Here is a 25670-nt window from a genome sequence, read left to right as displayed (position 1 = left end):
TGCCTGAAACGCACCCAGGCTGTGTACAGTCGGCGCATGCATTCCACAGCGCCTTCCACCCCACCCCCCCTGCTCGGCCCCGAGGCCACGGCCGCCCTGCTGCCCTGGGCGGCGCTGGCCGACGAGATCGCGGCCCTGTTGCGCGACGATGGCATCGAGGTGCCTGCGCGCAGCGTGCTGCCGCTGGCGGGCGGCGCGCGCCTGTTCGTGATGCCGGCCAGCGACCGCACGGTGGCCATGGCCAAGCTGATCACCCTGACCCCGGGCAACGCGGCGCGCGGTCAGCCCACCATCCAGGGCGACGTGGTGGTGTTCGACGTGGCCAGCGGCGAGCGCCGCATGGTGCTGGACGGCCCCACCGTCACGGCCCGGCGCACGGCGGCCGTCTCGCTGCTGGCGGCGCAGCGCCTGGCGCCGGTGCCGCAGGGCCCGCTGCTGGTGGTAGGCGCGGGCGTGCAGGGCCTGGCCCACGTGCAGGCCTTCGTCGAGGTGCTCGGTGTGCGCGAGGTCTGGGTGGCGTCGCGCAGTGCAGCCAGCGCCGAGGCCCTGGCGCAGGCCGCACGCACGCTGGGCGCCCAGGCCCGCGTGGTGCAGGACGCCGACGCAGCCCTGGCGCACTGCCCGCTGGTGGCCGCATGCACACCGGGCACGGCGCTGGTGCTGGGTGCCCGGCCGCGTCCCGATGCCTTCGTGGCGGCGGTAGGCGCCTACACCCCTGCCATGGCGGAGCTGTCGCCTGCGCTGTGCCAGTGGATGGTGCAGCAGGGCACGGTGGTGGTGGACACGGCCGATGCGGTGCACGAGGCCGGCGACCTGCTGCAGGCCGGGATCGACGTGGCGCGCCTGCCCACGCTGCGCGATGTGGTGCGGGAAGACGGCGGCCTGCGCGCCCGCAGCGGTCCGGTGCTGTTCAAGAGCTGCGGCTGGGCCGGCTGGGACCTGGCGGCCGCCCGCCTGGTGTTGCGCTCTGCCCGCAGCGCGCCAGCGGGGCATTGACGGGAGTCGGGGAGCGGAGGCACATTCCCAGCCAGGCCCAATACCATGACCCACCCCACCCGATTCCGCGGCCAGAGCCTGCGCACGCAGATCTCGCTGGTGTTCGCGTTGCTGGTGGTCGGTCTGGCCGTGCTGCTGTCCGTGGGGTTTGGCGAACTGCTCAAGCGGCGCGTGCAGCGCGATGCCAGCCAGGCCCTGCACCACGTCGCCGACAACGCCAGCCGGCAGCTGGCCCAGGGCCTGTTCGAACGCAGCCGCGTGGTGCAGGTGCTGGCCGAAGCGCCGGGCATCTGGGAGCGCGGCCTCGACTCGCTGGAGGTGCGCCAGCTGCTGGCGCGCAGCCAGGCAGTCGACCCGCACAGCCTGTGGATCGGCGTGGCCGATGCACAGGGCGTGGTGCGGGCGGCCACCCAGGGCCTGCTGGAAGGCCAGGATGTGCGCGAGCGGCCCTGGTTCGTCGCTGGGCTGGCAGGGCTGCATGTGGGCGACGTGCACCCGGCCAAGCTGCTCGAAAAGCTGCTGCAGCCCACCGCCTCGGGGGAGCCACACCGTTTCGTGGACTTTTCTGCCCCCATCCGCAACGCGCACGGCACGGTGGGCGTGCTGGGCCTGCACGGCAGTTGGGAGTGGACGCGCGAGGTGCTCGAAAGCCTGGCGCCGATCGGCATCCAGGGTACCTCGGCGGACCTGTTCGTCTTCGACCGCACGGGCCAGCTCATCTTCTCGCCCCCGCAGTACCGGCGCCAGCTCGAAGCCGCCGGTCAGCGCCTGCCCGTGCCACTGACCGTGGCCACGCGCGAATCGGGCACGCGCCCCGCGAGCGTGGTGCTCTGGGCCGATGGCCGGGACTACCTCACCGCGAGCGTGCGCATGGAAGCGCGCAATGCGGCCAGCGACCTGGGCTGGCACATCGTGGCCCGCGACCCGGTGGAGATCGCCTTCGCGGACGCCAAGCGCGCGGTGCGCATGGCCCTGGTGATCGGCCTGCTCGCCGCGGCCCTCGCCGCCGCCCTGGCATGGTTCGCGGCGCGCCGCCTGAGCGAAGACCTCTACGCCCTGGCCGATGCCGCCAGCCGCGTCGAGTCGGGAAAGCCTGGAGCCACGATCCCGCTCGTCACCCACAACCGCGAGGTGCACCAGCTGTCTTCGGCCCTGAGCAGCATGACGGAGCGCCTGATCGCAGCCAAAGGGGCCATGGAAGACCAGGTGCGCCTGCGCACGCTGGAGCTGCAGGCCGCCAACCGCGCCCTGGACCTGCAGGCGCGTACCGATGCGCTCACCGGCCTGCTCAACCGCCGGGGCTTCGACAGCCGGATGGAGTTTGCGCTGGCCCTGGCACGGCGCAGCGGCCGGCCGCTGAGCGTGGTCTCACTGGACGTGGACCACTTCAAGGGCGTGAACGACCGCTTCGGGCATGAGGCGGGCGACGAGGTGCTGCGGCGCCTGGCGCAGACGCTGCAGCAGCGCCTGCGCGCCTCCGACGTGATCGCGCGGCTCGGCGGCGAGGAGTTTGCCGTGGTGCTGCCCGACACCGCAGCGGAGGATGCGCTTGCCATCGCCCAGTCCATCGTGGACGGCATGGCAGCGCAGGAAGACCCGCTGGTGGGGCGCATCACGGTCAGCGCCGGCATTGCCAGCCTGCGCGATGCGCCGGACAGTGCGCTCGAACTGCTGCGCCGCAGCGACGCAGCTCTCTACGCAGCCAAGGGCCAGGGGCGCAACAGGGTGTGCGCGGAGCCGGAACCCGGCCCGGCGCTGAAATAGTCCCCCAGGCGGTCGGCAAGTTGGTCGAGTTCGCCATCATGGTGCTTGCGCGCCGTGGCCAGCTGTTCCCGCGCATAGGGCGGGTGGCCGAGCATCATGGCCGTGTTGACGCAGTGGCCGCGCTTGGCCATCTGCAGGATGAAGGCATCCAGCACTTCGCAGGGCCAGTAGTGGATATCCGCCTCACCAGTGTGGTCGTGGCGGGCGGCAGACAGGGTGGGCAGGTCGGCACCCGCCGTGGTGCGGGGTGCGGACGGTTCAACAAAGTCGATCATGTTGGACTCCTTCACACAGACCCGCGGACATCCACAGGCGTGCATCCATGCTAGGAAACTTACCAACGTTTGCACTTCAGCCGAAGTGCACTGGCCCTGTAGGACAGGACCACGGGCGGCACGCTCGCCCGGGAAACGCTCAGGCCTTGGGCAAGGTGACCCCGACCTGGCCCTGGTACTTGCCGCCCCGGTCCTTGTAGGAGACTTCGCAGACATCGTCGGGATCGCTTTCGAAGAACAGCACCTGTGCGCAGCCTTCGCCCGCGTAGATGCGCGCGGGCAGCGGCGTGGTGTTGGAGAACTCCAGCGTCACATAGCCTTCCCACTCGGGCTCGAAGGGCGTGACGTTGACGATGATGCCGCAGCGCGCATAGGTGCTCTTGCCCAGGCAGATGGTGAGCACGTTGCGCGGAATGCGGAAATATTCCATGGTGCGCGCCAGCGCAAAGCTGTTGGGTGGGATGATGCAGCTGTCGCCATGGAAGTCGACGAAGCTCTTCTCGTCGAAGTGCTTGGGGTCCACCACGGTGCTGTGGATGTTGGTGAACACCTTGAATTCGGGCGCGCAGCGGATGTCGTAGCCATAGCTGCTGGTGCCGTAGCTGATGATCTTGCGGCCCTCGGCCTCGCGCACCTGGCCGGGCTCGAAGGGTTCGATCATGCCGTGCTCGGCCGCCATGCGGCGGATCCATTTGTCGCTTTTGATGCTCATTGACTTACTCCTGCGCGCATTTTAGAAGCTTGTCCCGCAATCACAGTCCTGACATGCAGGTTTTGCATGCTTCTTGCTAAACACGCTGCGTCCATAGACCATCGATGCCATGCACCCCACCATCCAAGTCTTGACCTCCCTGGCCTTTACGGCGACCCTGCTGGCCTGTGGCGCCGCGCGAGCCCAGTTGGCCAGCGATGCGTCCGCAGCCAAACAGGCGCAGGACGCATGCCGCAGCGAGGTGTCGAAGTTCGAGGAAGCCATCGGCTTCGTGCGCCGCTCGCAGGGCAACCAGGCCGCGGCCGAGCTCAAGGAAAAGCTGCTGCCCGCCAAGGTCGAGAGCGACATCCTGTTCAAGGACGGCTACTGCGGCCTGGCGCGCTACATCCGCGAGAAAAAACTCAATCGCTGAGGGCCTGGCTGATCACCGTGCGCTCGACCAGGCGGTCGTCGCCCAGCACGATCATCGCGAACAGCAGTTCGTCCAGGTTGCGCGCCTGGGCGGTCTTGCGCGCCAGCAGCGGTGTGGCGGCGGGGTTGATGACCACGAAATCCCCTTCGCAGCCCGGCTGCAGGTTGCCCACCGCGCCACCGAGGCCCAGGGCCTTGGCGGCTCCGGCCGTGTGCTGCCACCACAGCTGCTGGGGCGACAGGCTCAGGCCCTGCTTGGTCTGGCCCTCGCGCCCCACGTAGTAGGCGGCCAGCATGGTGCGAAACGGGCTGAAGCTGGTGCCGCCGCCCACGTCGCTGGCCAGGCCATAGCCAAAACCCACGCGGTCGGCGCCCGCGTAGTCGAAGAAGCCGCTGCCCAGAAACAGGTTGCTCGTCGGGCTGACGGCGGCCACGGTGCCGGTGTCGCGCATCAGCGCACGGTCGTCGTCGTCGAAATGGATGCAGTGGGCGTACACGGCGCGCTCGCGCATCAGGCCGTAGTCGCCGTACACGCCCAGGTAGCTGCGCGAGGCCGGGAACAGCTCGCGCGCCCAGCGCACTTCGTCGAGGTTCTCGGCCACATGCGACTGGATCCACACGTCGGGGTGGCGCGCTGCCAGCTCGCCCGCACCGCTCAGCTGTTCGTGCGTGCTGGTGGGTGCAAAGCGCGGCGTGATGGCATAGCCCAGGCGGTCCACGCCGTGCCAGCGGCGGATCAGCGCCTCGGTGTCGATGAGGCTCTGCTCGGTCTGGTCGCGCACGCCGTCGGGCGAATGGCGGTCCTGCAGCACCTTGCCGGTGATCAGGCGCAGCTGCTGGCGCTGGGCTTCGGTGAACAGCGCGTCCACGCTGGCCGGGTGCGAGGTGGCAAACGTCAGCGCCGTGGTCACGCCATTGCGCAGCAGTTCATCGACGAAGAAGCCGGCCACCTGGGCACCATACGCCGGGTCGACGAAGCGCGACTCGTGCGGGAAGGTGTAGTTCTCCAGCCAGGGCAGGAGGCCCGCGGCCGGGGCACCGATCACGTCCGTCTGCGGGAAGTGGATGTGCATGTCGACGAAGCCCGGCGCGATGAGTCGGCCCGGCAGGTGCTCGACCACCCCCTGCCCGTATTCAAGGGCCAGGGCATTCCAGGCCCCCGAGGCCACCACGCGCTGGCGGCCGGCACCATCGGGGGCAATGGCCAGCAGGCCATCTTCGTCGTACAGGGCCGAGCCGTCGTCGGCAAAACGCAATAGGGCAGAACGGTAGACATGCATGGGCGCGAGCTTAGCGGTAGCGGCCACCCGCTGCATATTCTTGTGCCTATAGTGGGTATGCGAGACTCGTCAGTGCGCTGGTTTCACCAAAGCGCCACAACGCCAACAACCGTAGCAAGCGCGCGGCCAAGGCGAGGGCCTCCGTGCAAGGGCCGCCCCGCCGCACTGGAGGCGTCCCCCTTCCCGAATTGCGCAGCAATTCGAGAGAAGGGGGAAGGCGCGAAGCGACTCAGGGGGTTGTTCTCTATCTCTAGTGGCTGAGTTTGCCCTGCACGCCTTCGGCAAGCCAGTTCATCTTGAGGATCTGCTCGTCGCCGAGCACCTGGCCGGCCGCGATGACCTCGCGGCCTTCGTTGTCGCGCACGGGCGCCTTGCCGGCGCGGAACGGGTGCAGCGTGCCCGCGCCCACGGCCTTCTGCGCGGCCAGCACTTCCTCCTGCACGGCCTTGGGCACCTTGGGGCCGAAGTCGCCCACGCGGATCAGGCCTTCGCGCACGCCCCCCCACAAGGTGCCGCTCTTCCAGGTGCCGGCCTGCACCGCGCGCACGCGCTCGGTGTAGTACTTGCCCCATTGGTGGGTGACGGCAACGATCTGTGCGTCGGGTCCGGCACTGCGCATGTCGGAATGGTAGGCCACGGCCATCTTGCCGCGCTCCTGGGCCGCGGCCATCACGGCGGTGGAGCCGGTGTGGAAGGCGATCACGTCCACGTCCTGGTTGAACAGCACCATGGCGGCGTCGCGCTCCTTGGGCGGATCGAACCAGACGTTGAGCCACACCACCTTGACCGTCGCCTTGGGGTTGACCGAGCGCATGCCCAGGGTGAAGGCGTTCAGGCCCTGCAGCACCTCGGGGATGGGAAAGCCCGCCACGTAGCCGGCCACGCCGGTCTTGCTCATGCGGCCGGCGGCGATGCCGGCGAGGTAGCGGCCCTCGTAGTAGCGCGCGTTGGCGGCGGCCACGTTGGCGGCCGTCTTGTAGCCGGTGATGGACTCGAACTTCACGTTCGGGTAGTCCTGCGCGACCTTGAGCGTCGGCTCCATGTAGCCGAAGCTCGGCGTGAAGATGATCTGGTGCCCCGTGGCCGCCAGGTCGCGGATCACGCGTTCGGCGTCGGCGCCCTCGGCCACGTTCTCGACGAAGCTGGTCTTGACGTCCTTGCCCAGCGCCGCTTCCACGGCCTTGCGGCCCTCGTCGTGCTGCTTCGTCCAGCCGGCCTCGGTAATGGGCGAGACATAGACAAAGCCGGCCTTGACGGGCGCCGCGCCGGCGGCTGCAGGCGCGTTCTTGCTGGATTGGGACAAGGCGGGGGAGATGGAAACGGCGCCGAACAGCGCACTCACACAGACCGCACGCAGTGCGGTGGCGAGGTTTTTATACATGGTAGTCCTCTACATGGTCCCGAGACAGAAAAAGCAAAAGGCTGCCGGGACAGCAGCCTTTGCGGGCCACAATTGTACCAAGGCGCCGGAAAAGGCGCTGCGCGAGTGGCAGCGCCCGGGGCCTCAGTCGCGCACGCTGGTGGTGGTGTAGCCTGCGGCGGAGGTGATCTCGCTTTCGGTGAAGGGCACCCGCAGCCACTGCTTGGCGCCGTAGGCGCGGGTGTAGTCGGCGAAGTGCGGCGAGGCCGGGTCGTCCGACAGCGAGAAGGTCAGGAAGGTATGGGCCTGTACCCCACCGGCCGGGAAGCTCACCACCTGCATGTAGCTGTTGCCGTAGGACTGGCCGACCATGGAATAGCCGCCCTCTCCGATGGGGTTGTCGGAGCAGGTGATGGTGAAGTAGCCGGCCCCGCCGCAGCCACCATACAGCGGGATCTTGCTGCCGTTGCGCAGGGAGTACAGCACATCGCCGCGCTGCGCATCCATGGCAAAGCCGCTGGCCTGCACCTTGGCCACCGCGGCGCCGAAGGCCTGGCGCAAGGCATCCGCCGCACCGGGCTTGAGGTCGCGCGGCGTGTTGAGCGGGTCGGCGGGGTCGAAGGGCACGGCGTAGAGTTGCGAAGCCGGCAGTTGCTTGGCGCTCCAGAACTCGTCCCAGACATGCGAGCCGCGTGCCGTGGTGTTGCCGGTGTTGTCCCAGGTACGCAGCGCGGCGCAGGCGGCAGTGACATCTACCGTGCGCACGGCGACGACGGCGATCTGCGGTGTGCTGCAGACCATGTCCAGCGCATGGGCCTTGAAGCGCTCGGCGCTGTAGACGCGGCTGTTGAGCACCATCTGCCGCACGATGGCGCTGCTGGCCTGCTTGCCCGGGTAGCCATCGGTGCCCGCGAAGCGGTCCTGCACCATCTGGTGGCCCAGGCGGGTGCGCAGGCTCAGCGCCTCGGTGCCGGCGGCGCCGAAGATGGCCGGGTAGCCGGTCAGCAGGGCCTTGGCATTGGTGGACCAGTAGCTGTCGTTCATGTTGCCCACATAGTCCTCGCGCAGCAGGCTGGGCATGCGCGAGCGGCCCACCGCCCCCTTTTGCACCGAGTCGGCATCGCTGCCCCAGTCGCAGGCGCTGCGCGAACCGTCGAAGAACGGCGCATTGGGAATCGCCGCCGCCATGGCCTTGCCGAAGGTGGTGGTGCAACTGGCCACCTGCTCGGGCGACACGTTGGGCACGGCACCGATGTCGGCATACCAGGCCTTGGCATGGCCCCGGCCCACGGCCACGGTGTTGACCCAGGGGATGGCCGCCTCCTCCCGCTGGATGGCCATGAACTCGTCGAGCGAGCCGGCCTGGTTCCAGCGCATCCAGTTGCGGAAGGTGCGGAAGTTCTCGCCATTGATGTCGCGGATCGCGAAGGCCTTGGTGCCGCTCCAGCCCAGGGCCGGGTTGAGCAGGCCCATGTTCAGCATCGGTCCGTACTCGGACTTGTAGAGCGTGCGCGTCACGGCCGTGGTGGCACCCGCCGCATTGCGCACCTGAACGGTGATGGCCTTGGCCGCCATCTTCACGCTCTTGCCATCGCGCTCGTAGCTGGTCGGGTTGCCCGGCGTGAGCGTGAGCTCGTAGAAGCCGAAGCGGCGCGCGGTGGAAACGGTGTGGCTCCAGGCCACGTTGTCGTTGAAGCCGATGAGCACGACCGGTATGCCCAGGAAGGACACGCCGCTGACGTTGAGCTCGCCCGGGATGGTGAGCTGCGCCTGGTAGAAGCGGTCCGGCCCGGTCCAGTACCAGTGCGGATTGCCGAACAGCACGCTGCTGCCCTCCCCCGTGACCGCGGAACCGAAGCCGTACATGTTGCTGCCCACACCTTCGGTGCCGCCCACCGCCAACTGGGGGGCCCGGGTGTCCGCCGGGTCGAAGGCGGCGACTTGGCGGGCCGCGGATCTCGTGGCCGCACCATTGCCGGCCAGGCGGGCAGCCGCTGGCGGCTGGGCGTTGGCGATGTTGGGCAGGAAGTTGCTGTAGCCGCCCGCCAGATTGGCGGCGTACATGCGGCGCCAGATGTCCTGCGCCGTGATGGGCAGCACCCAGGCTTCGGAGCGGCAGGCCGCATGGGCGCGGGTGCCGGCCTTGGCTTCCAAAACGTAGCGGTTGTAGCCGGCTGCAAACCCCTCGACCAGCTTGCGCATGTTCTCCGGCTGGGCGGCGGCCATGGCATCCACGGCGTCGGGCGAGAGCACGTGGCGGTGGAAAAAGTCCGAATCGAGGTTGCTCGGCTGGCCGATGGTGCTGTCGTGCAGCAGCGTGGCTTCTCCGCCCAGGTACTGCGAGCGCTCGCCCCGGTAGGTCAGGAAGGAATCGGCCATGGTGCACAGGTTGTCCTCGGCCTGCGCGTAGCCGTAGCCGTAACCCGCCCCGGCCCAGTTCGATGCCTTGATGTGCGGCACGCCCATCTCGGTGCGCCGGATCTCGGCGCTGTAGCCGCTCCCGCCATCGTCGCCGCCGCACGCGGCGAGCAGTGCTGCCAGGGCCAGCAGGGAAAGCGGCCGGGAGCCGCTGCGTATCAGATGCCTCATTGCTGTTGTCTCCTTGTGCCCTCTTTGGTGGGGCACAGGCAGCTTAGGCAGCTGCGGCGGCGCTGGCTTGAACGCAGCGGCTAGGTTGACTGGTGTCCTGAGTTGGAAGTTCGTTGAAGAAAGAAATCTGCCGAAATCGCTGCCAGGCTAGGCGCAAAGCACAGCCATGCCGGGTGGCATGGCGCGCATTTGTAACGACGCATGGCGGCGATTGTCGGGAGATTTATTCAACGAATTTCGAACTTGGGACACTAGGGGCCTACTGGGCCTGCCAAGTGCGCAAGGCGTGTTCGTCCACCATCACGGCCACGCTGCCGGCGTTGGCCAGGAAGGACGGCGGCAGGCCGAAGTAGCGCTGGAAGGTGCGGCTCATGTGCGCCGCATCGGTGAAGCCGCCGGACAGGGCGATCTCGGTCAGCGAGCCGCCCGTGGCCATGAGCTGCACCGTGCGCCGGATCTTGGCCCACAGCAGGTAGCGCTTGATCGACATGCCGGTCTGTTCGCGGAACAGGTGGGTCATGCGGTCCGGCGACAGGCAGGCCAGGCTGGCCAGTTCCTTGAGCGCGATGGTGCTGCCCTGCCCCGAAGCGACGTGCAGGCGGTGCAGCACCCGGTCCACGCGCGGGTCCAGCAGGGCCCGCTGCGCCTGGGCGCCGCAGATGCACTGGACCATGCGGTTGCTCAGTTCACGCAGTTGCGCGGAGCTGAGCTGGCCGTGCAGCGCACCCGCGAACTGGTCGCGCAGCGCACCGAAGCAGGCCGCATCGATGGTCAGGATGGGGCGCTCGCCCAGGGTGAGCGAGAGCTCGCGAAAAGCCGCCGAGGCCGGATCGATGTTCAGCGACAGCAGGCCGCAGCCATCGGCATCAAGCTGGCGCGGCACATGGGGCGCCACCAGCGCGGCGGTACAGCGCAGCACGCTGCCGTCCACGGTGACGAGCGTGAACGGGTGCCCGCTGACGGAGGCCAGCAAGGTGGCCGAAGAGCGTGCCGTGAGGCCGGACTGGATGGCCGGCGTGATGTAGAAGAAGCGGTCGTCCCAGAGGTGCAGGTGGTTGGGTGTCGGCATGCGTGGTGCCTGATCGGTGGTGTTGTCTCCTGCACCATTGTGGGGCAGAAGACCGATCAGGGCCAGCGCGCGTTGCCCACCTGCACGGCGGGCGCGTGCTCAATGCAGGCGCAATGTGCCGGTGGCAGCACCCAGGCGGAAGGCCCCCACCACCTCCGCCAGGCGGGCGGCCTGGTCCTTCAGGCTCTCGGCCGCGGCCGTGGACTCTTCCACCAGCGCCGCGTTCTGCTGCGTCATCTGGTCGAGCTGGTTCACGGCCACGTTGACCTGGCCGATGCCCTGGCTCTGCTCCGAGGCCGCGGCGCTGATCTCGCCGATGATGTCGGTCACGCGGCGCACGGAGCTGACGATCTCGTCCATGGTGCTGCCCGCGTTCTGCACCAGGGCGGCACCCGATTCCACCTTCTCGACCGACTGGCCGATCAGGGTCTTGATCTCCTTGGCCGCCTCGGCGCTGCGCTGCGCCAGGCTGCGCACTTCGCTGGCCACCACGGCAAAGCCGCGGCCCTGTTCGCCCGCACGCGCCGCTTCCACCGCCGCGTTGAGTGCCAGGATGTTGGTCTGGAAGGCGATGCCATCGATGGTGCCGATGATGTCGCTGATCTTCTTGCTGCTGGCGTTGATCGCGTCCATGGTGCTCACCACCTGGGCCACGACCTCGCCGCCGCGCTGCGCCACCTGGGCGGCCGATGCGGCCATCTGGTTGGCCTGCACGGCCGAGTCGGCGCTCTGGCGCACGGTGCTGGTGAGCTCTTCCATGGAGGCGGCCGTCTCCTCCAGGTTGCTGGCGGTCTGCTCGGTGCGCGCGCTCAGGTCCTGGTTGCCGACGGCGATCTGCGCGCTGGCCGTGGAGATGCTGTCCACCACGCCGCGCACCTGCTGCAGCGAGCCGTGCAGCGCGCTGCGCATGGCGTCGAGCGAGCGCAGCAGGTGGCCGGTTTCGTCGTTGGCGTAGCTGGCCTGGGGGCTGCCGGTCAGGTCCATGTTGGCGATGGACTCGGCAATCGCCTCGGCCTTGCGCAGCGGGCGCGTGATGCTGGCGGCCAGCAGCCAGGCCAGCAGGGCCCCGAGCACCAGGGAGACGGCTGTGCACACATAGAGCAGCATGGTGGTCTGCGAGCGCAGTTCCTCGGCGCGCTTGCCTGCGGCATCCAGGTCGGAGCGCTGGGCATCGACCAGCTGCTGCACGCCGGCCAGGTAGTCGCGCGACGTGGGCTCGAACCGCTCCGTGAACACCTTGCCTGCATTCTCGGCATCACCGGCCTGCTTGAATTTGCTCACCTCTTCGCGGGCGGCCAGGTAGGCCTTGCGCAATTCACCCACCTTGGTGAACAGTTCCTTCTCGGCGCGCGTGTCCATCTTCGATTCGATGAACTTCTGCAGCTCGTTGGTCTGGCTGATCGATGCGGCCGTGGCGGGCGCAAAGTAGGCAATCAGCGATGCATCGCTGCTCTTGGCGATGGCGGCCGCGCGCTGCACACCCGAGGTGGTGTGGCGCAGCCAGTCGGCACCGGCACGCTCGACCTGGATGTTGTCGTTGACCATGGTGTCGATCTCGGTGCCCAGTTGGCCCAGACGGACCACGGCCACGATGGAACTGAGCAGGAACAGGGCAAGAATCACACCGAGCACCAGGGTCAGGCGCTTACCGATGGACAGCTGATTGAGAAACATGGGGAAGGCTCCGGCCAGGAAGGGGCGTGGGTTGCGCAAAAAAATACGGCCCCCAGGGGCCGCATTCAGCAGTGCCAGCACCTCACAGGAGCCAACAAATGCTTACATAAAGTTGAATTATAGGGTTTACCCTGAATTTTTGCACCCCTGTGGTGCCTGCGCCCCGGATCAGTAGTCGTGCTCCATGAAGCGCTCGAAGCGCTCCTTGAGCTTGTGCTCCCACACGCGCTTGTCGGCGTTGCCCGCAAAGCTGGCTTCGAAGCTGTTGAACGCCAACTGGTAGGCATGGCGCACCGTCATGCCGGTGGCGGCGAACACCTCGGTGAAGTTGTCGTTGATGTAGCCGCCGAAGTAGGCCGGGTCGTCGGAGTTGACGGTGGCGGCCAGGCCTGCATCGAGCAGTTTCGCCAAGTTGTGGTCGGCGAGGTTGGGGAACACGCACAGCTTCTGGTTGGACAGCGGGCAGACGGTGAGCGCGATGCGGTCCTGCGCCAGGCGCTGCATCAAGGCGGCGTCGTGCACGGCCTGCACGCCGTGGTCGATGCGCTCGACCTTGAGCACGTCCAGGGCGCTCCAGATGTAGGCAGGCGGCCCCTCCTCGCCCGCGTGGGCCACGAGGTGCAGGCCCAGCTCTCGGCAGCGCGCGAACACGCGCGCGAACTTCTCGGGCGGGTTGCCGACCTCGCTGCTATCGAGGCCCACGCCGACGATCTTGCCCAGGAAGGGCTGGGCCTGCTCCAGGGTCTCGAAGGCCGACTCTTCGCTCAGGTGCCGCAGGAAGCACAGGATCAGCGTGGCGCTGATCCCGAGGTCCGCCTTCGCATCCACGCAGGCGCGGTGCAGGCCGTTGATCACCGTTTCCATGGCCACGCCGCGCTCGGTATGGGTCTGCGGGTCGAAGAAGAGTTCGGTGTGCAGCACGTTGTCGGCCGCGGCACGCACCAGGTAGGCGCGCGCCATGTCGTAGAAGTCCTGCTCGTGCAACAGCACGCTGGCGCCCGCGTAGTAGATGTCGAGAAAGCTCTGCAGGTTGGTGAAGGCATAGGCGCTGCGCAGCGCCTCCACGCTCGGGTACGGCAGGCTGAGGCCATTGCGCTCTGCCAGCGCGAAGATCAGCTCGGGCTCCAGCGATCCCTCGATGTGGATGTGCAACTCGGCCTTGGGCATGGCGCGCAGGAGCTCGGGAATGCGGGCCGCGGGGATGGGTGGGACTTTGAACATCGTGTGGGCTCCAGGGCGGATTCGTCCGCGCGTCGTAATGCAGGCATGATGCACCGACTGTGGCGCTTTTGAAAAGAAAAGGGCCGCACGGAGCGGCCCTTTGTTGCGGCGGCACCCGCCGGCACAGGGCCGCGGGCTGCTTGCCGGGTGGTTTGCTTACTTCTTTTCGGCGCCGGGGATCTTGCCTTCCACGCCCTTGACGTAGAAGTTCACGCCGCTCAGGAACTTGTCGTCGGCCACGGTGTCCTTGGCGACCACTTCCTTGCCGTCCTGGCCCACGATGGGGCCCTTCCAGATCTGGAAGCTGCCGTCGGCCAGGCCCTTCTTGACCGCTTCCACCTTGGCCTTGGTGTCTGCAGGCACGTCTTCGGCGATGGAGACGATGTCGATCGCGCCTTCCTTCACGCCCCACCAGCTCTGGCCCGTGGCCCAGGTGCCTTCCAGCGCGTCCTTGGTGGCCTTGATGTAGTACGGGCCCCAGTTGATCACGGCCGATGCCAGGTGGGCCTTGGGGCCGTAGGCTGTCATGTCGCTGTCCCAGCCGAAGGCGCGCTTGCCCTTTTCCTGGGCGGTCTTGAGCACGGCGGGCGAGTCGGTGTTCTGGAACAGCACGTCGGCGCCGCCGTTGATCAGCGAGGTCGCGGCTTCGGTTTCCTTGGGTGGGCTGAACCATTCGTTGACCCAGACCACCTTGGTCTTGACCTTGGGGTTGACCGATTGCGCTCCCAGCGTGAAGCTGTTGATGTTGCGGATCACTTCGGGGATCGGCACCGAGCCCACCACGCCCAGCGTGTTGCTCTTGGTCATGGCGCCGGCGATCACGCCGGCCATGTAGGCGCCTTCGTAGGTGCGGCTGTCGTAGGTGCGCACGTTGTCGGCGGTCTTGTAGCCGGTGGCGTGCTCGAACTTCACGTCCTTGAAGTCGGGGGCGATCTTCTGGATCGACTCCATGTAGCCAAAGGTGGTGCCGAAGATCAGCTTGTTGCCCTGGCCGGCCAGGTCGCGCAGCACGCGCTCAGCGTCGGCGGACTCGGGCACGCTCTCGACGAAGCTGGTCACGACCTTGTCGCCGAATTCCTTCTCGATGGCCTTGCGGCCGTTGTCATGGGCGAAGGACCAGCCGCCGTCGCCCACCGGGCCGACATAGGCGAACGCGATCTTCAGCGGCTCGGGCTTGGGCGCGGGGGCCGATGCCACGGGCGCCGGGGCCGGCGCGGCAGCAGGCGCCGGTGCCGGCTCTTCCTTCTTGCCACAGCCCGCCAGCGCGGCGGCCGCAACGGCGGTCAGCGCAGCCATCTTGAGCATGGAGCGTTTCTGCAGATCAGTCATGTCGGTTCCTTATAAGAAGAAGGAGTTTGCAAGGTTGGGGACGAAGACGGTGATTATGGGGCGATCTACCGGGCGGTAACCAAAGGTTTTCAACGGGATGCGCCGGGGAGCCGGATGCAAGATCCAAGCCGGGGCATCTGCTGGCGCCCCAAACCCCGGCATCCGCCGTCATGAACCGGGATAGAAAGGCTTGCCCAGCGATGCCGGCATGTTGATGCGGATCCAGGCCGGATTGCGCGAGATCAGGGCCAGCACCACGATGGTGGCCACGTAGGGCAGCATGCTCAGCAACTGGCTGGCCAGTTGCACGCCCGTGGCCTGCAGGTGGAACTGCAGCATGGTCACGCCGCCGAACAGGTAGGCGCCGAGCAGCACGCGCGCCGGGCGCCAGGTGGCGAAGGTGGTCAGCGCCAGCGCGATCCAGCCGCGACCGGCCACCATGCCCTCGACCCACAGGGGCGTGTAGACGGTGGAGATGTAGGCCCCCGACAAGCCGCACAGCGCGCCGCCGGCCACCACGGCGGCCAGGCGGATGCGGCGCACCGGGTAGCCCAGGGCATGGGCCGACTCGGGCGACTCGCCCACCGAGCGCAGCACCAGGCCGGCGCGCGAGCGGTACAGGAACCAGATCAGCGCGGCCACCAGCAGCATGGTGAGGTAGACCACCGGGTGCTGCTGGAACAGCGCGGGGCCGAGCAGGGGGATGTCGGCCAGGCCGGGGATGGCGTACTTGGGCATCTCGGGCAGCTTGGCCTGCACGTAGCTGATGCCCAGGAAGGCCGAGAAGCCCACGCCGAAGAGGCTGAGCGCCAGGCCCGTGGCGTACTGGTTGGTGTTGAGCCAGATCACCAGCACGCCGAAGATGGCGGCCAGCACGGCACCGGCGGCCATGCCGGCCGCAAAGCCCAGCCAGCTGTTGCCGGTGTGCACCACGGTGGCAAAGCCGGCAATCGCGGCGCAGAGCATCATGCCTTCGGCCCCGAGGTTGACGACGCCGGCCTTCTCGTTGATCAACAGGCCCAGGGCCGCGATGGCCAGGACGGTGCCCGCGCTCAGCGTGGAGCCCAGGAGCAATGCATAGGATTCCATGTCTCAAGCCTCCTTGTGGGTCGGGAAAGTGGTGGAGGGGGAGTGGCTCATGCTGCGGCTCCCTTGGCACCCACCCAGCGCACGCGGTAGGCGATCAGCGTGTCGCAGGCCAGCAGCGTGAACAGCAGCAGGCCCTGGAACACGCCGGTGAGCGACTTGGGCAGGCCCAGGCGCGATTGCGCGAGTTCACCGCCGATGTAGAACATGCTCATCAGGATGGCCGAGAGCACCATGCCCACCGGGTGCAGCCGCCCGACGAAGGCGACGATGATGGCCGCGAAGCCGTAGCCCGCCGGCACATAGGGCGTGAGCTGGCCGATGGGGCCCGCCACTTCGAGCGCGCCGGCCAGGCCGGCGGCCCCGCCGGAGATCAGCAGTGCCACCCACAGCGCCCGGCGCGAGGAGAAGCCCGCGTAGCGCGCCGCGGCCGGTGCCAGACCGCCCACCTGCTGGGCAAAGCCGGCCCGCGTGCGGAACAGGAAGACCCAGAGCGCGGCCGCACCAGCCAGGGCCAGCAGCAGGCCGATGGACACACGCGAGCCCTGCATCAGGCGCGGGATCTGCGTCACGCGCTCGAAGGTCTTGGTCTGCGGGAAGTTGTAGCCCATCGGGTCCTTCCACGGCCCGTAGACCAGGTAGCCCAGCACCAGCGTGGCGACATAGACCAGCATCAGGCTGACCAGGATCTCGCTGGCGTTGAACTTGTCACGCAGCAACGCGGTGAGCCCGGCCCAGGCCATGCCGCCAAGCACGCCGGCCACCAGGATGGCCGGCACGATCCAGGGGCCGGTGGTCTTGTCGGCCATGAGGGCCACGCCGCCCGCGACCACGGCGCCGATGACGAATTGCCCCTCGGCACCGATGTTCCAGACGTTGGAGCGAAAGCACACGGCCAGGCCCAGCGCGATGAGCAGCAGCGGCGTGGCCTTGACCATGAGTTCGCCGATGGCGTAGGGCGTCTTGATCGGCTCCCAGAAGAAGATCTGCAGTGCGCGCACGGGGTCCTTGCCCAGGGCGGCAAAAAGGAGGATCCCGATCAGCACGGTGAAGGCCAGCGCCAGCAGCGGCGAGCCGAAGGTCCACAGCCGCGAGGCCTGGGGGCGGGGTTCAAGCTTAAGCATGCTGCAGCCCTCCCACGGCCGAAGCCCGTTCTGCCTGCGCCAGGTGGGCCTGCACATCGGCATGCCACAGGCCGCTCATCCATTCGCCGATGCGCTCCACCGTGGCTTCGGCGCGCGGCACCGAAGGCGACAGGTGGCCCTTGGCCACCACATGCAGCCGATCGCAGATCTCGAACAATTCGTCCAGCTCCTCACTGACCACCAGCACGGCACAGCCGGCATCGCGCAGCGCCAGGATGGAGCCCCGGATCTGCGCGGCCGCGCCCACGTCCACACCCCAGGTGGGTTGCGAGACGATGAGCAGCCGCGGTTTCGCATCGATCTCGCGGCCGACGATGAATTTCTGCAGGTTGCCGCCCGACAGCGACTTGGCCGGCGAATGCGGGCCGCCAGCCTTCACGTTGAAGCGTTCGATGAGGACGCGCGCATGCGCTTCGAGCGCACCCACCTTGATCCAGCCGCTGCGCGCCACCGAGTTGGTGCGCGTGAGCAGCAGGTTGTGCGCCAGGCCCATGGTGGGCACGGCGCCGCGGCCCAGGCGCTCCTCGGGCACGAAATGCAGGCCCAGCGCACGCCGCCGGGCCGGGCCCATGCGGCCCGCGTTCTGCCCCGCGACCTGGATGCTGGCGGGCGCGGCGCGCTGGTCCTCGCCCGACAGGGCGTAGAGCAGTTCCTTTTGCCCATTGCCCGAGACACCGGCAATGCCGACCACCTCGCCGGCCCGCACCACGAAGGACAGGTCCACCAGGTCCACGCCGAACTGGTCGGCGCGCGGCAGCGACAGGCCCTGCACGCTGAGCACGGTGGCACCGGTCTGCACCTCGCGGTGCATGAGCGCCGGCGGCTCGGCGCCGATCATCAGGCGCGAGAGCGAGGCATTCGATTCCTCGGCCGGGTTGCACACGCCCGTGACCTTGCCGCCGCGCAGCACGGTGCAGGCGGTGCACAGCGCGCGGATCTCGTGCAGCTTGTGGCTGATGTAGAGGATGCTGCAGCCCTCGGAGGCGAGCTTGCGCAGCACCACGAACAGCTTTTCCACCGCCTGGGGTGTGAGCACCGAGGTGGGCTCGTCCAGGATCAGCACCTTGGGGTTGGTGAGCAGCGCACGGATGATCTCCACGCGCTGCATCTCGCCCACGCTGAGCGTGTGCACCGGGCGCAGCGGGTCGATATCGAGGCCGTACTCCGCCGCCTTGGCGCGGATGCGCTCGGTCACCTCGGCCAGGGCCTGGCTCTTGTCCAGGCCGAGCCAGACGTTCTCGGCCACCGTGAGGGTATCGAACAGGCTGAAGTGCTGGAACACCATGGCGATGCCCAGGGCCCGAGCTTCCTGCGGGTTGCGCACCTGCACGGCCTGGCCGTTGAAGTGCACGCTGCCCTCGTCGGGCTTGACCGAGCCGTAGATGATCTTCATCAGCGTGGACTTGCCCGCGCCGTTCTCGCCCAGCACGGCATGGATCTCGCCAGGCTGCACCGTGAGCGAGACGCCGCTGTTGGCCACCACGGCGGGATAGCGCTTGGTGATGCCTGTGAGCTGCAGCCGGGGCGCCACGCCCGGGGCATTGGAAAGAGGTGGTGAACTCATGCGGGGGATTGTCTCTCAGTTTGGTGGGTCGTTATAGGGATAAAACTGCCTGCCATCGCTTGTTCAGCATGACTGCAAAGCTATTCTTTTCGTAGCGACGCAGCCACGCCTTTCACGCATTCGCGCAGCCACACGGCAGCGGCCGAGTGGTGCGTGCGGGCATGCCACAGCTGGTAGTACATGAGGCGCGGGAACTCCACTGGGCTCGGCAGGATGGCCAGCGGCAGGTGGTCCACATAGCGCTCGCAGAACTGGCGCCCGGTGGTCATCACAAGCAAGCTCGATGCCACGATGGGCGGGATGGCACTGAAATGCGCGCAGCGCGCGGTGATGTTGCGGGCCAGGCCCAGGCCGTCGAGGTGCACGTCGATCACGCCGCGCGCGCCGGGGTGGGTGGGCGTGGGTGCGATGTGCTCGGCGGCCAGCCAGCTCTCGGCGTCCCAGCCACGGCGTACCGCGGGATGGTCGCGGTTCACGAGGCACACCACCTCGTCGCCGAACAGGCGGCCCATGTGCAGGTCGTCCGGGGGCTGCGGCCAGTTGCCGATGACCACGTCCACATCGCCCTGCGCCAGGTGCGCGTGGTAGTGCGTGTCGCCCGACAGGGGCAGGATCTCGATCGGGCACAGCGGTGCCTCGACCTTGATGCGCGCCACCAGCTGGGGCAAAAACAGCGGGTCCAGGTAGTCATGGGCCGCCACGCGGAAGGTGCGGGTGGCGGTGCGCGGATCGAAGCCGCGCGCATCGGAGAACAGGGCCTCGGCCGAGCGCAGGATGGCGCCCGCGGGCTCCACCATGCGCAGTGCGGCGTCGGTGGGCATCATGCTGGCACCCGAGCGCACCAAAAGCGGATCGCCGGCCAGGTCGCGCAGCCGCTTGAGCGCGGCCGACACCGCCGGCTGGTGCATGCCCAGGCGGATGGCTGCCCTCGATACGCTGCGTTCAGTCAACACGGTGTGCAAGACCCTTATGAGATGGAGGTCTATCTTGTCGAAAAGGGCGTGGTCTCGCATACAGGGGCCTGCATTCTTGTCATACGCCATCACGTATGCCGCCCTGCGCGATGGGATGCGATGCGCTGCGCGGTGGGGGCTGTGGGGCGCTGTGGGGTGGGCGAAAAAGTGTCGGCGCACTGTACACCGCACACCCGCTGCGGCGTGCCCCTGGAAATCCCTGTGCAGGCCCGCAGGCCCGGGGTCAGGCTCCGCGCAATGCGGCCGCGGCTTCGTCGCGCAGCAGGCCGCCTTGCACGGCCACGGGTGGGCGCGCCTGTGCCAGCAACTCGGCGCAGGGCGTGGCCAGTTGCGGCCCACTCAGCGCCTGCGCAATATCGTCCTGGCTCGCGGCGTACACCACTCGCGCGATGCCGGCCCAGAACATGGCGCCGGCGCACATGGCGCAGGGCTCACCGCTGGCGAACACGGTGGCGCCAGGCAGGGCCTCGGCACCGAGTGCAGCCGATGCTTCGCGCACCAGCACCATCTCGGCGTGGCCCGTGCAGTCCTGCGTGGTGTTCTGGTTGTTGCGGGCGGTGAACAGCACCTCACCGCGGGGCGATGCCAGCGTGGCACCGAACGGGTTGTCGCCCGCAGCCAGCGCCTGGCGCGAGGCCGCGATGGCCTGCTGCATGGCGGCATGGTCCTGATCGCTGAACACGGTCGGGCTCATATCTCGTCGATGGCCGTGCTGCGCGCCTGCGCAGGCGCCTCGGCGCCGATGGCAAAGCGCTCGCCGGTCTTCACGTAGAAGCTCGCGCCGAAGCGCCCCACCGGGTGGAAGTCCTGCAGGCGCACGCGCCAGCGCTCGGTGTCCACCAGGCCGTCGCGCACGGCGAGCCATTGCACGCGGCCGATGAAGACGTAGCGGCTGGCGGTCTCCAGCGTCTCGTGCAGCACGCATTCGAAGGCCACGGGCGCCTCGGCGATGCGCGGCGGCGCCACGCTGCGCGAGGGCACGGGCGTGAGCCCGGCGTGCGCCAGCTCGCTTTCATCGGGGGGCAGGCTGTCGCCGCAGGCATGCATCTGCGCGGCCATGGCCTCGTCGGTGATGTGCACCACGAACTCGCCGCTGCGCAGGATGTTGGCCGCCGTGTCCTTGAGCAGGCCGTCCTTCAGGCGGTTGATGCTGACCATGACCACCGGCGGGTCTTCGCCCAGCATGTTGAACATGCTGAATGGCGCCGCGTTCACCGTGCCGTCCGCGCCCAGCGTGGTGATGAGCGCGATCGGGCGCGGCACGATCAGGCTGGCCATGAGCTTGTAGCGCTGGTAGGCGTCCAGCTGCGCGAAATCGATGTCCATGGCCCATCTTATGAAAAATCGTATACGAAATTTTAACCAAATTATCTTAATAAAGTTTATTTAGATATGAAACGTATACGATTTTATCCATCCGACGGCAGGCGCAGGCGGGCCTCCAGCGCCAGCAGATGGCGGTCCATGGCGGCGGCGGCGGCGTCGCCATCGCGCAGGGCCAGCCACTCGACCAGCTGTTCGTGCTCCTCGTGCTCACAGGTGGCTTCGCCGGGCGCCTCGTACAGCGCGACGATGAGCGAGCAGCGCGTCATCAGCTCGGTCAGGATGCGCTGCAGCTCGGCATTGCCCGAGAGCTCCGCCAGCGCCAGGTGGAAGCCGCCCGCCAGTGCCACCCAGCGCGCATGGTCCTGCTGGTGCAGGGCATCGTGCTCGGCGCGCATGCGCTGCGTGAGACGCTGCACCTCGCCATGCGTGATGCGCGCGGCCACCATGCGCACGATACCGGCCTCGACTACGCGCCGCGCGGCGAAGATGTCGCGCGTCTCCTTCGGGCCGGGGCGGGCCACCGTTGCACCCTTGTTGGGCACGATGTCCAAAATGCGCAGCTCGGCCAGCCGGTGCAGGGCCTGGCGCACCACGGTGCGGCTCACGGCAAAGCGCTCGCACAGCGCGGGCTCGCCCAGGCGCTCGCCGGGGCGCAGCCGGCCATGCATCACGGCGTCGAGCACGGCCTCATAGACCGGCTGGTCCAGGGTGGCGGCAGGCATGGCCTTTGCAGCGGCGGATTTGCGGGGGGGCATGGCAGCGGGCATGGGCGGTTGCAGGCAGGACAAAACGGTGAACAATGGGGCTGCGGCAGTGTATCCAGCAGAGGCCGAGCCGAGCCGCCCCATAGCGCGGCAGGCATCCCCGTTATACGCTCCGGCATATGCGTTCCCTCGCAGGCGCGCATACGCTCTGGTTTCGAATATTTGTCCGTTTTGAGCACCCCACGCATGACGATGATGACCCACCGACCTCTCCGCTTCATCCGCCGCGGCCAGACCGCGGCGCTGCACGATGTACCGCCCGACCGCACGCTGCTCGAAGTGCTGCGCGAGGACCTGGGCTGCACGGGCACCAAGGAGGGCTGCGGCGAGGGCGACTGCGGTGCCTGCACGGTGGTACTGGGCGAAGAGCGCGACGGCAAGCTGCACTACAGCGCCGTGAACAGCTGCATCCGCCTGGCCCATTCGGTGGACGGCATGGCACTGTGGACCGTGGAAGACCTGGCCGAGGACCCGCTGATCCGCCCCGCCGGCCCGGCAGCGCCGGAGGACAAATCCATCACGCTGCACCCGGCGCAAGAGGCCATGGTGCAGTGCCATGGCTCGCAGTGCGGCTTCTGCACGCCGGGCTTCGTGATGAGCCTGTTCGGCATGTACCAGAACCACGTGTGCCACGGCCAGCCCATCACACGCGAACTGGCGCAGGAGGAACTCTCGGGCAACCTGTGCCGCTGCACGGGCTACCGCCCCATCCTCGACGCGGCCCAGCAGATGGCCGCCCTGCCCCCGGTGGCCGTGGACGAGGCGCAGCTGCTGCGCCAGCTGGCGCAGCTGCAGGCCCCGGCGGGTGACGGCACGGCCTACCTCGCGCCCACCACCCTGCCCGCCCTGCTGGCCGCGCGCGCCGCGCACCCTGGCGCCCAGGTGGTGGCCGGCTGCACCGACGTGGGGCTGTGGGTCACCAAGATGCACAAGCAGTACGCCCAGGTGCTGGACGTGACGCGCGCAGCCGAGCTGCTGCAGCTTGCTGAAGACGAACACCAGATACGCATCGGGGCAGCGGTGTCGCTGACCGATGCGTTTGCGGCGCTCGTGCGCCAATGGCCCCAATTGCACAGCTTTGCCACGCGCTTCGCCGGGCTGCCGGTACGCAACTCGGGCACGCTGGGCGGCAACGTGGCCAATGGCTCGCCCATCGGGGATTCGATGCCGCTCCTGATCGCGCTGCGCGCGCAGATCGTGCTGGCCAGCGTGCACGGCGAGCGCAGCTTGTCCCTGGAAGACCTGTACACCGGCTACCGCCAGAACGTGATGGCGCCGGACGAGCTGCTGGTGCGCATCATCGTGCCACGCCCCGGGGTGACCGAGGCCTTGCGCGCCTACAAGATTTCCAAGCGCTTTGACGACGACATATCGGCCGTGTGCCTGGTGGTGAACCTCGACATCGAGGCCGGCGTGGTGCGCCGCGCCAGCATTGGCGCGGGCGGCGTGGCCGCCACGCCGGCTCGGGCGCGGCAGACAGAAGCTGCCCTCACCGGCCAGCCCTGGTCGTCCCAGACCGTGAAGCAGGCCGCCGACGCCCTGCAGGCCGAGTTCAGCCCCATCTCCGACATGCGCGCCAGCGGCGCCTACCGCCGCACCGTGCTGGCCAGCCTGCTGCAGCGCTTCTGGCTGGAGAGCCAGGGCCAGGAGGCGGTGAGCGTGGAGAACTTCCGACTGGAGGCCGCCGTATGAACCAGCGTGACACCCTTCCCCTGAGCCGCGACGCGGTGGACGACCCCGTGGTGGTGGAGGCCGACGCACGGGCCGACCAGCCCGTGGAGGTGCCGCCCGAGGCCACACCCGCCCCGCTGCCGGCCAGCGCCGGCCTGCGCGCCATGGGGCATTCGCACATCCACGAAAGCGCGCGCGCCCAGGTGGCGGGCTTGGCCCATTACATCGACGACCTGCCCGAGATCAAGGGCACGCTGTACGCGGCGCCCATCCTCTCCACCGTGGCCCATGGCCGCCTGAACGGCGTGGACGCGAGCGCCGCGCTGGCCCTGCCCGGCGTGCGCGGCGTGGTGCTGGCGGCCGACGTGCCAGGCGACAAGATGCTGGCCGCCTTTGCCCACGACGAGCCGGTGTTTGCCATGGACACGGTGCAGCACATCGGCCAGGTGATCGGCCTGGTGGTGGCCGACACGGTGATGCAGGCGCGCCGCGCGGTGCGCGCGGTGAAGCTCGACATCACGCCGCTGCCGGCCATCCTTTCGGTGCAGGATGCGCTGGCGGCCGAGAGCTATGTGCTGCCGCCGGTGTTCGTGCGCCGTGGCGATGCGGCGGCCGGCCTGGCCGGCTCGCAGCACCGGCTGGAAGGCACGTTCGAGGTCGGTGGGCAGGAGCATTTCTACCTCGAAGGCCAGATCGCCTATGCCATGCCGCTGGAGCAGCGCCAGTGGTGGGTGTACTCGAGCACCCAGCACCCGGGCGAGGTGCAGCACTGGGTATCGCATGCCCTGGGCATCGACAACCACGCGGTGCGCGTGGAGTGCCGGCGCATGGGCGGGGGCTTTGGCGGCAAGGAGACGCAGGCCGGGCACCTGGCCGTGTGGGCCGCGGTGGCGGCGCACAAGCTGGGCCGCCCCATCAAGCTGCGCCTGGACCGGGACGAGGACTTCATGGTCACCGGCAAGCGCCACCCGTTCGCCTACCGCTACGACGTGGGCTTCGACGGCACGGGCCGCATCACCGGGCTGAAGCTGCACATGGCGGCCAACTGCGGCTTCTCGGCCGACCTGTCGGGCCCCGTGGCCGACCGGGCGGTGTTCCACAGCGACAACGCCTACTACCTGAGCGACGTGGACATCGCCTCGTACCGCTGCAAGACCAATACCCAGAGCCACACTGCCTTCCGCGGCTTCGGCGGGCCGCAGGGCGTGGTCGTGATCGAGGCCATCCTGGGCGACATCGCGCGCGCCCTGGGAGTGGACGCGCAGGACGTGCGCCTGCGCAACCTCTACGGCCGCGATGCGAGCGAGGGCCGCAACGTGACCCACTACCAGATGACCGTGGAGGACAACATCCTGCACGAGCTCATGCCCCAGCTGGAGCGCGACGCCAACTACCGCCAGCGCCAGGCCGCCATCGCGGCCTGGAACGCCACCAGCCCGGTGCTCAAGCGGGGCCTGGCGATCACGCCGGTCAAGTTCGGCATCAGCTTCACGGCCACGCTGTTCAACCAGGCCGGTGCGCTGGTGCACGTGTACACCGACGGCAGCGTGCAGGTGAACCACGGCGGCACTGAAATGGGCCAGGGCCTGCACACCAAGGTGGCGCAGATCGTGGCCGACGAGCTGGGCGTGCCGCTGCAGCGCGTGCTGGTGACGGCCAGCGACACCAGCAAGGTGCCCAATGCCAGCGCCACCGCTGCTTCCAGCGGCACCGACCTGAATGGCCGTGCGGCCCAGTTCGCGGCGCGCCATGTGCGCGACAACCTGGCGGCCTATGTCTGCGGGCTCGATGGCTGCGGCGCGGGCGCGATCCAGTTCGCGGGCGGGCAGGTGATCTCTCCCAAGAAGGTGCGCGCCTTCGACGACGTGGTCAAGGAGGCGTACGCCAACCGCATCCAGCTGTGGAGCGATGGTTTCTACCGCACGCCCAAGATCCACTACGACAAGACCACGCTCACGGGCCGGCCGTTCTACTACTTCTCGTACGGCGCGGCCTGCAGCGAGGTGGTGATCGACACCCTGACCGGCGAGAGCCGCGTGATCGCCGTGGACATCCTGCACGACGTGGGCCACAGCATCAACCCGGCCATCGACATCGGCCAGATCGAAGGCGGCTTCGTGCAGGGCATGGGCTGGCTCACCACCGAGCAACTGGTGTGGAACGACAAGGGCTACCTGGCCACGCACGCCCCCAGCACCTACAAGATCCCGGCCACGGGCGACATCCCCGCGCATTTCCGCGTGAACCTGTGGCCCGAGGCCAACCGCGAAGACAACGTGGGCGGCAGCAAGGCCGTGGGCGAGCCGCCATTCATGCTGGCCATCAGCGTCTACGAGGCCCTGCGCAATGCCGTGGCTGCTGGGCGCGAGGCGGGCGAGGACGCGCAGGCCCCCGTGCGGCTGACAGCCCCGGCCACGGCCGAGAACGTGCTGCGCGCGCTGGGCAAGGTCAGCGGCTGAG

At 68.4% G+C, this 25670-nt stretch carries 21 protein-coding genes; 5 read left to right on the top strand and 16 right to left on the bottom strand.

Annotation, left to right across the window (positions count from 1 at the left end):
* The first annotated feature begins 36 nt into the window (after positions 1 to 36).
* The gene (locus AC07X5_RS28985; protein ID WP_494772945.1) at positions 37 to 996 is read left to right on the top strand and encodes a delta(1)-pyrroline-2-carboxylate reductase family protein; all 960 of its coding nucleotides are present in this window, start codon (positions 37 to 39) and stop codon (positions 994 to 996) included.
* 45 nt (positions 997 to 1041) lie between these two features.
* On the top strand, positions 1042 to 2760 hold the full coding sequence (locus AC07X5_RS28980) for a sensor domain-containing diguanylate cyclase (protein WP_494772944.1): 1719 nt from the start codon (positions 1042 to 1044) through the stop codon (positions 2758 to 2760).
* On the opposite strand, the gene AC07X5_RS28975 is transcribed toward AC07X5_RS28980, so the two are convergent.
* Entirely contained in the window at positions 2691 to 3035 is a 345-nt protein-coding gene (locus tag AC07X5_RS28975) for a hypothetical protein (protein ID WP_494772943.1), read from the bottom strand. The two genes, AC07X5_RS28980 and AC07X5_RS28975, sit on opposite strands and share 70 nt — an antisense overlap.
* A gap of 139 nt (positions 3036 to 3174) precedes the next feature.
* A complete protein-coding gene (gene dcd / locus AC07X5_RS28970; protein WP_409961424.1) occupies positions 3175 to 3747 on the bottom strand; it encodes a dCTP deaminase in 573 nt (190 codons plus the stop codon).
* Positions 3748 to 3856: 109 nt separating this feature from the next.
* Here dcd and AC07X5_RS28965 point away from each other — a divergent pair, with 109 nt between their 5' ends.
* On the top strand, positions 3857 to 4159 hold the full coding sequence (locus AC07X5_RS28965; RefSeq protein WP_494772942.1) for a hypothetical protein: 303 nt from the start codon (positions 3857 to 3859) through the stop codon (positions 4157 to 4159).
* On the opposite strand, the gene guaD is transcribed toward AC07X5_RS28965, so the two are convergent.
* From guaD to AC07X5_RS28895, 14 genes are all read right to left on the bottom strand, one after another.
* Positions 4149 to 5438 carry a guanine deaminase gene (guaD, locus tag AC07X5_RS28960; RefSeq protein ID WP_494772957.1) on the bottom strand — a complete coding sequence of 430 codons (1290 nt, stop codon included), beginning with the start codon at positions 5436 to 5438 and terminating at the stop codon, positions 4149 to 4151. The two genes, AC07X5_RS28965 and guaD, sit on opposite strands and share 11 nt — an antisense overlap.
* Positions 5439 to 5688: 250 nt before the next feature.
* A complete protein-coding gene (locus AC07X5_RS28955; RefSeq protein ID WP_494772941.1) occupies positions 5689 to 6819 on the bottom strand; it encodes a BMP family ABC transporter substrate-binding protein in 1131 nt (376 codons plus the stop codon).
* 123 nt (positions 6820 to 6942) lie between these two features.
* On the bottom strand, positions 6943 to 9387 hold the full coding sequence (locus AC07X5_RS28950) for a penicillin acylase family protein (RefSeq protein WP_494772940.1): 2445 nt from the start codon (positions 9385 to 9387) through the stop codon (positions 6943 to 6945).
* A 259-nt stretch (positions 9388 to 9646) separates the two neighbouring features.
* On the bottom strand, positions 9647 to 10456 hold the full coding sequence (locus AC07X5_RS28945) for a helix-turn-helix transcriptional regulator (RefSeq protein ID WP_494772939.1): 810 nt from the start codon (positions 10454 to 10456) through the stop codon (positions 9647 to 9649).
* 99 nt (positions 10457 to 10555) lie between these two features.
* On the bottom strand, positions 10556 to 12130 hold the full coding sequence (locus AC07X5_RS28940) for a methyl-accepting chemotaxis protein (RefSeq protein ID WP_494772938.1): 1575 nt from the start codon (positions 12128 to 12130) through the stop codon (positions 10556 to 10558).
* 168 nt (positions 12131 to 12298) lie between these two features.
* Entirely contained in the window at positions 12299 to 13351 is a 1053-nt protein-coding gene (locus tag AC07X5_RS28935) for an adenosine deaminase (protein ID WP_494772937.1), read from the bottom strand.
* Positions 13352 to 13507: 156 nt separating this feature from the next.
* Positions 13508 to 14680 carry a BMP family ABC transporter substrate-binding protein gene (locus AC07X5_RS28930; protein ID WP_494772936.1) on the bottom strand — a complete coding sequence of 391 codons (1173 nt, stop codon included), beginning with the start codon at positions 14678 to 14680 and terminating at the stop codon, positions 13508 to 13510.
* Between the two features lie 168 nt (positions 14681 to 14848).
* Positions 14849 to 15769, bottom strand: coding sequence for an ABC transporter permease (locus tag AC07X5_RS28925; RefSeq protein WP_494772935.1), 921 nt, complete (start codon positions 15767 to 15769; stop codon positions 14849 to 14851).
* 47 nt (positions 15770 to 15816) lie between these two features.
* On the bottom strand, positions 15817 to 16890 hold the full coding sequence (locus AC07X5_RS28920; RefSeq protein ID WP_494772934.1) for an ABC transporter permease: 1074 nt from the start codon (positions 16888 to 16890) through the stop codon (positions 15817 to 15819).
* Positions 16883 to 18475, bottom strand: coding sequence for an ABC transporter ATP-binding protein (locus tag AC07X5_RS28915; protein ID WP_494772933.1), 1593 nt, complete (start codon positions 18473 to 18475; stop codon positions 16883 to 16885). Before AC07X5_RS28915 ends, AC07X5_RS28920 begins: the two co-directional genes overlap by 8 nt.
* Positions 18476 to 18555: 80 nt before the next feature.
* Positions 18556 to 19488 carry a LysR family transcriptional regulator gene (locus tag AC07X5_RS28910; protein WP_409961440.1) on the bottom strand — a complete coding sequence of 311 codons (933 nt, stop codon included), beginning with the start codon at positions 19486 to 19488 and terminating at the stop codon, positions 18556 to 18558.
* A gap of 184 nt (positions 19489 to 19672) precedes the next feature.
* Positions 19673 to 20131, bottom strand: a complete 459-nt coding sequence (locus tag AC07X5_RS28905) for a nucleoside deaminase (RefSeq protein WP_494772932.1) — start codon at positions 20129 to 20131, stop codon at positions 19673 to 19675.
* Between the two features lie 8 nt (positions 20132 to 20139).
* Positions 20140 to 20775 carry a flavin reductase family protein gene (locus AC07X5_RS28900; protein ID WP_409961442.1) on the bottom strand — a complete coding sequence of 212 codons (636 nt, stop codon included), beginning with the start codon at positions 20773 to 20775 and terminating at the stop codon, positions 20140 to 20142.
* Positions 20776 to 20858: 83 nt separating this feature from the next.
* Positions 20859 to 21530, bottom strand: coding sequence for a GntR family transcriptional regulator (locus AC07X5_RS28895; protein ID WP_494772931.1), 672 nt, complete (start codon positions 21528 to 21530; stop codon positions 20859 to 20861).
* 201 nt (positions 21531 to 21731) lie between these two features.
* Here AC07X5_RS28895 and xdhA point away from each other — a divergent pair, with 201 nt between their 5' ends.
* Both xdhA and xdhB read left to right on the top strand, forming a co-directional pair.
* Positions 21732 to 23231 (top strand): xanthine dehydrogenase small subunit, encoded by a 1500-nt coding sequence (gene xdhA, locus AC07X5_RS28890; protein WP_494772956.1) that lies wholly within the window; start codon positions 21732 to 21734, stop codon positions 23229 to 23231.
* Positions 23228 to 25669, top strand: a complete 2442-nt coding sequence (gene xdhB / locus AC07X5_RS28885; RefSeq protein WP_494772930.1) for a xanthine dehydrogenase molybdopterin binding subunit — start codon at positions 23228 to 23230, stop codon at positions 25667 to 25669. Before xdhA ends, xdhB begins: the two co-directional genes overlap by 4 nt.
* Position 25670 lies beyond the last annotated feature (1 nt).

Source organism: Acidovorax sp. GW458-11-26-14-TSB4 (assembly GCF_059423865.1).
Note: the sequence above shows the minus strand (reverse complement) of the source record. Positions and strands in the feature narration are given on the sequence as shown.

Coding starts and splice junctions, on each gene's coding strand:
- AC07X5_RS28985 (WP_494772945.1), top strand. CDS start 37: ATGCATTCCACAGCGCCTTCCACCCCACCCCCCCTGCTCGGCCCCGAG.
- AC07X5_RS28980 (WP_494772944.1), top strand. CDS start 1,042: ATGACCCACCCCACCCGATTCCGCGGCCAGAGCCTGCGCACGCAGATC.
- AC07X5_RS28975 (WP_494772943.1), bottom strand. CDS start 3,035: ATGATCGACTTTGTTGAACCGTCCGCACCCCGCACCACGGCGGGTGCC.
- dcd (WP_409961424.1), bottom strand. CDS start 3,747: ATGAGCATCAAAAGCGACAAATGGATCCGCCGCATGGCGGCCGAGCAC.
- AC07X5_RS28965 (WP_494772942.1), top strand. CDS start 3,857: ATGCACCCCACCATCCAAGTCTTGACCTCCCTGGCCTTTACGGCGACC.
- guaD (WP_494772957.1), bottom strand. CDS start 5,438: ATGCATGTCTACCGTTCTGCCCTATTGCGTTTTGCCGACGACGGCTCG.
- AC07X5_RS28955 (WP_494772941.1), bottom strand. CDS start 6,819: ATGTATAAAAACCTCGCCACCGCACTGCGTGCGGTCTGTGTGAGTGCG.
- AC07X5_RS28950 (WP_494772940.1), bottom strand. CDS start 9,387: ATGAGGCATCTGATACGCAGCGGCTCCCGGCCGCTTTCCCTGCTGGCC.
- AC07X5_RS28945 (WP_494772939.1), bottom strand. CDS start 10,456: ATGCCGACACCCAACCACCTGCACCTCTGGGACGACCGCTTCTTCTAC.
- AC07X5_RS28940 (WP_494772938.1), bottom strand. CDS start 12,130: ATGTTTCTCAATCAGCTGTCCATCGGTAAGCGCCTGACCCTGGTGCTC.
- AC07X5_RS28935 (WP_494772937.1), bottom strand. CDS start 13,351: ATGTTCAAAGTCCCACCCATCCCCGCGGCCCGCATTCCCGAGCTCCTG.
- AC07X5_RS28930 (WP_494772936.1), bottom strand. CDS start 14,680: ATGACTGATCTGCAGAAACGCTCCATGCTCAAGATGGCTGCGCTGACC.
- AC07X5_RS28925 (WP_494772935.1), bottom strand. CDS start 15,769: ATGGAATCCTATGCATTGCTCCTGGGCTCCACGCTGAGCGCGGGCACC.
- AC07X5_RS28920 (WP_494772934.1), bottom strand. CDS start 16,890: ATGCTTAAGCTTGAACCCCGCCCCCAGGCCTCGCGGCTGTGGACCTTC.
- AC07X5_RS28915 (WP_494772933.1), bottom strand. CDS start 18,475: ATGAGTTCACCACCTCTTTCCAATGCCCCGGGCGTGGCGCCCCGGCTG.
- AC07X5_RS28910 (WP_409961440.1), bottom strand. CDS start 19,488: ATGCGAGACCACGCCCTTTTCGACAAGATAGACCTCCATCTCATAAGG.
- AC07X5_RS28900 (WP_409961442.1), bottom strand. CDS start 20,775: ATGGACATCGATTTCGCGCAGCTGGACGCCTACCAGCGCTACAAGCTC.
- AC07X5_RS28895 (WP_494772931.1), bottom strand. CDS start 21,530: ATGCCCCCCCGCAAATCCGCCGCTGCAAAGGCCATGCCTGCCGCCACC.
- xdhA (WP_494772956.1), top strand. CDS start 21,732: ATGATGACCCACCGACCTCTCCGCTTCATCCGCCGCGGCCAGACCGCG.
- xdhB (WP_494772930.1), top strand. CDS start 23,228: ATGAACCAGCGTGACACCCTTCCCCTGAGCCGCGACGCGGTGGACGAC.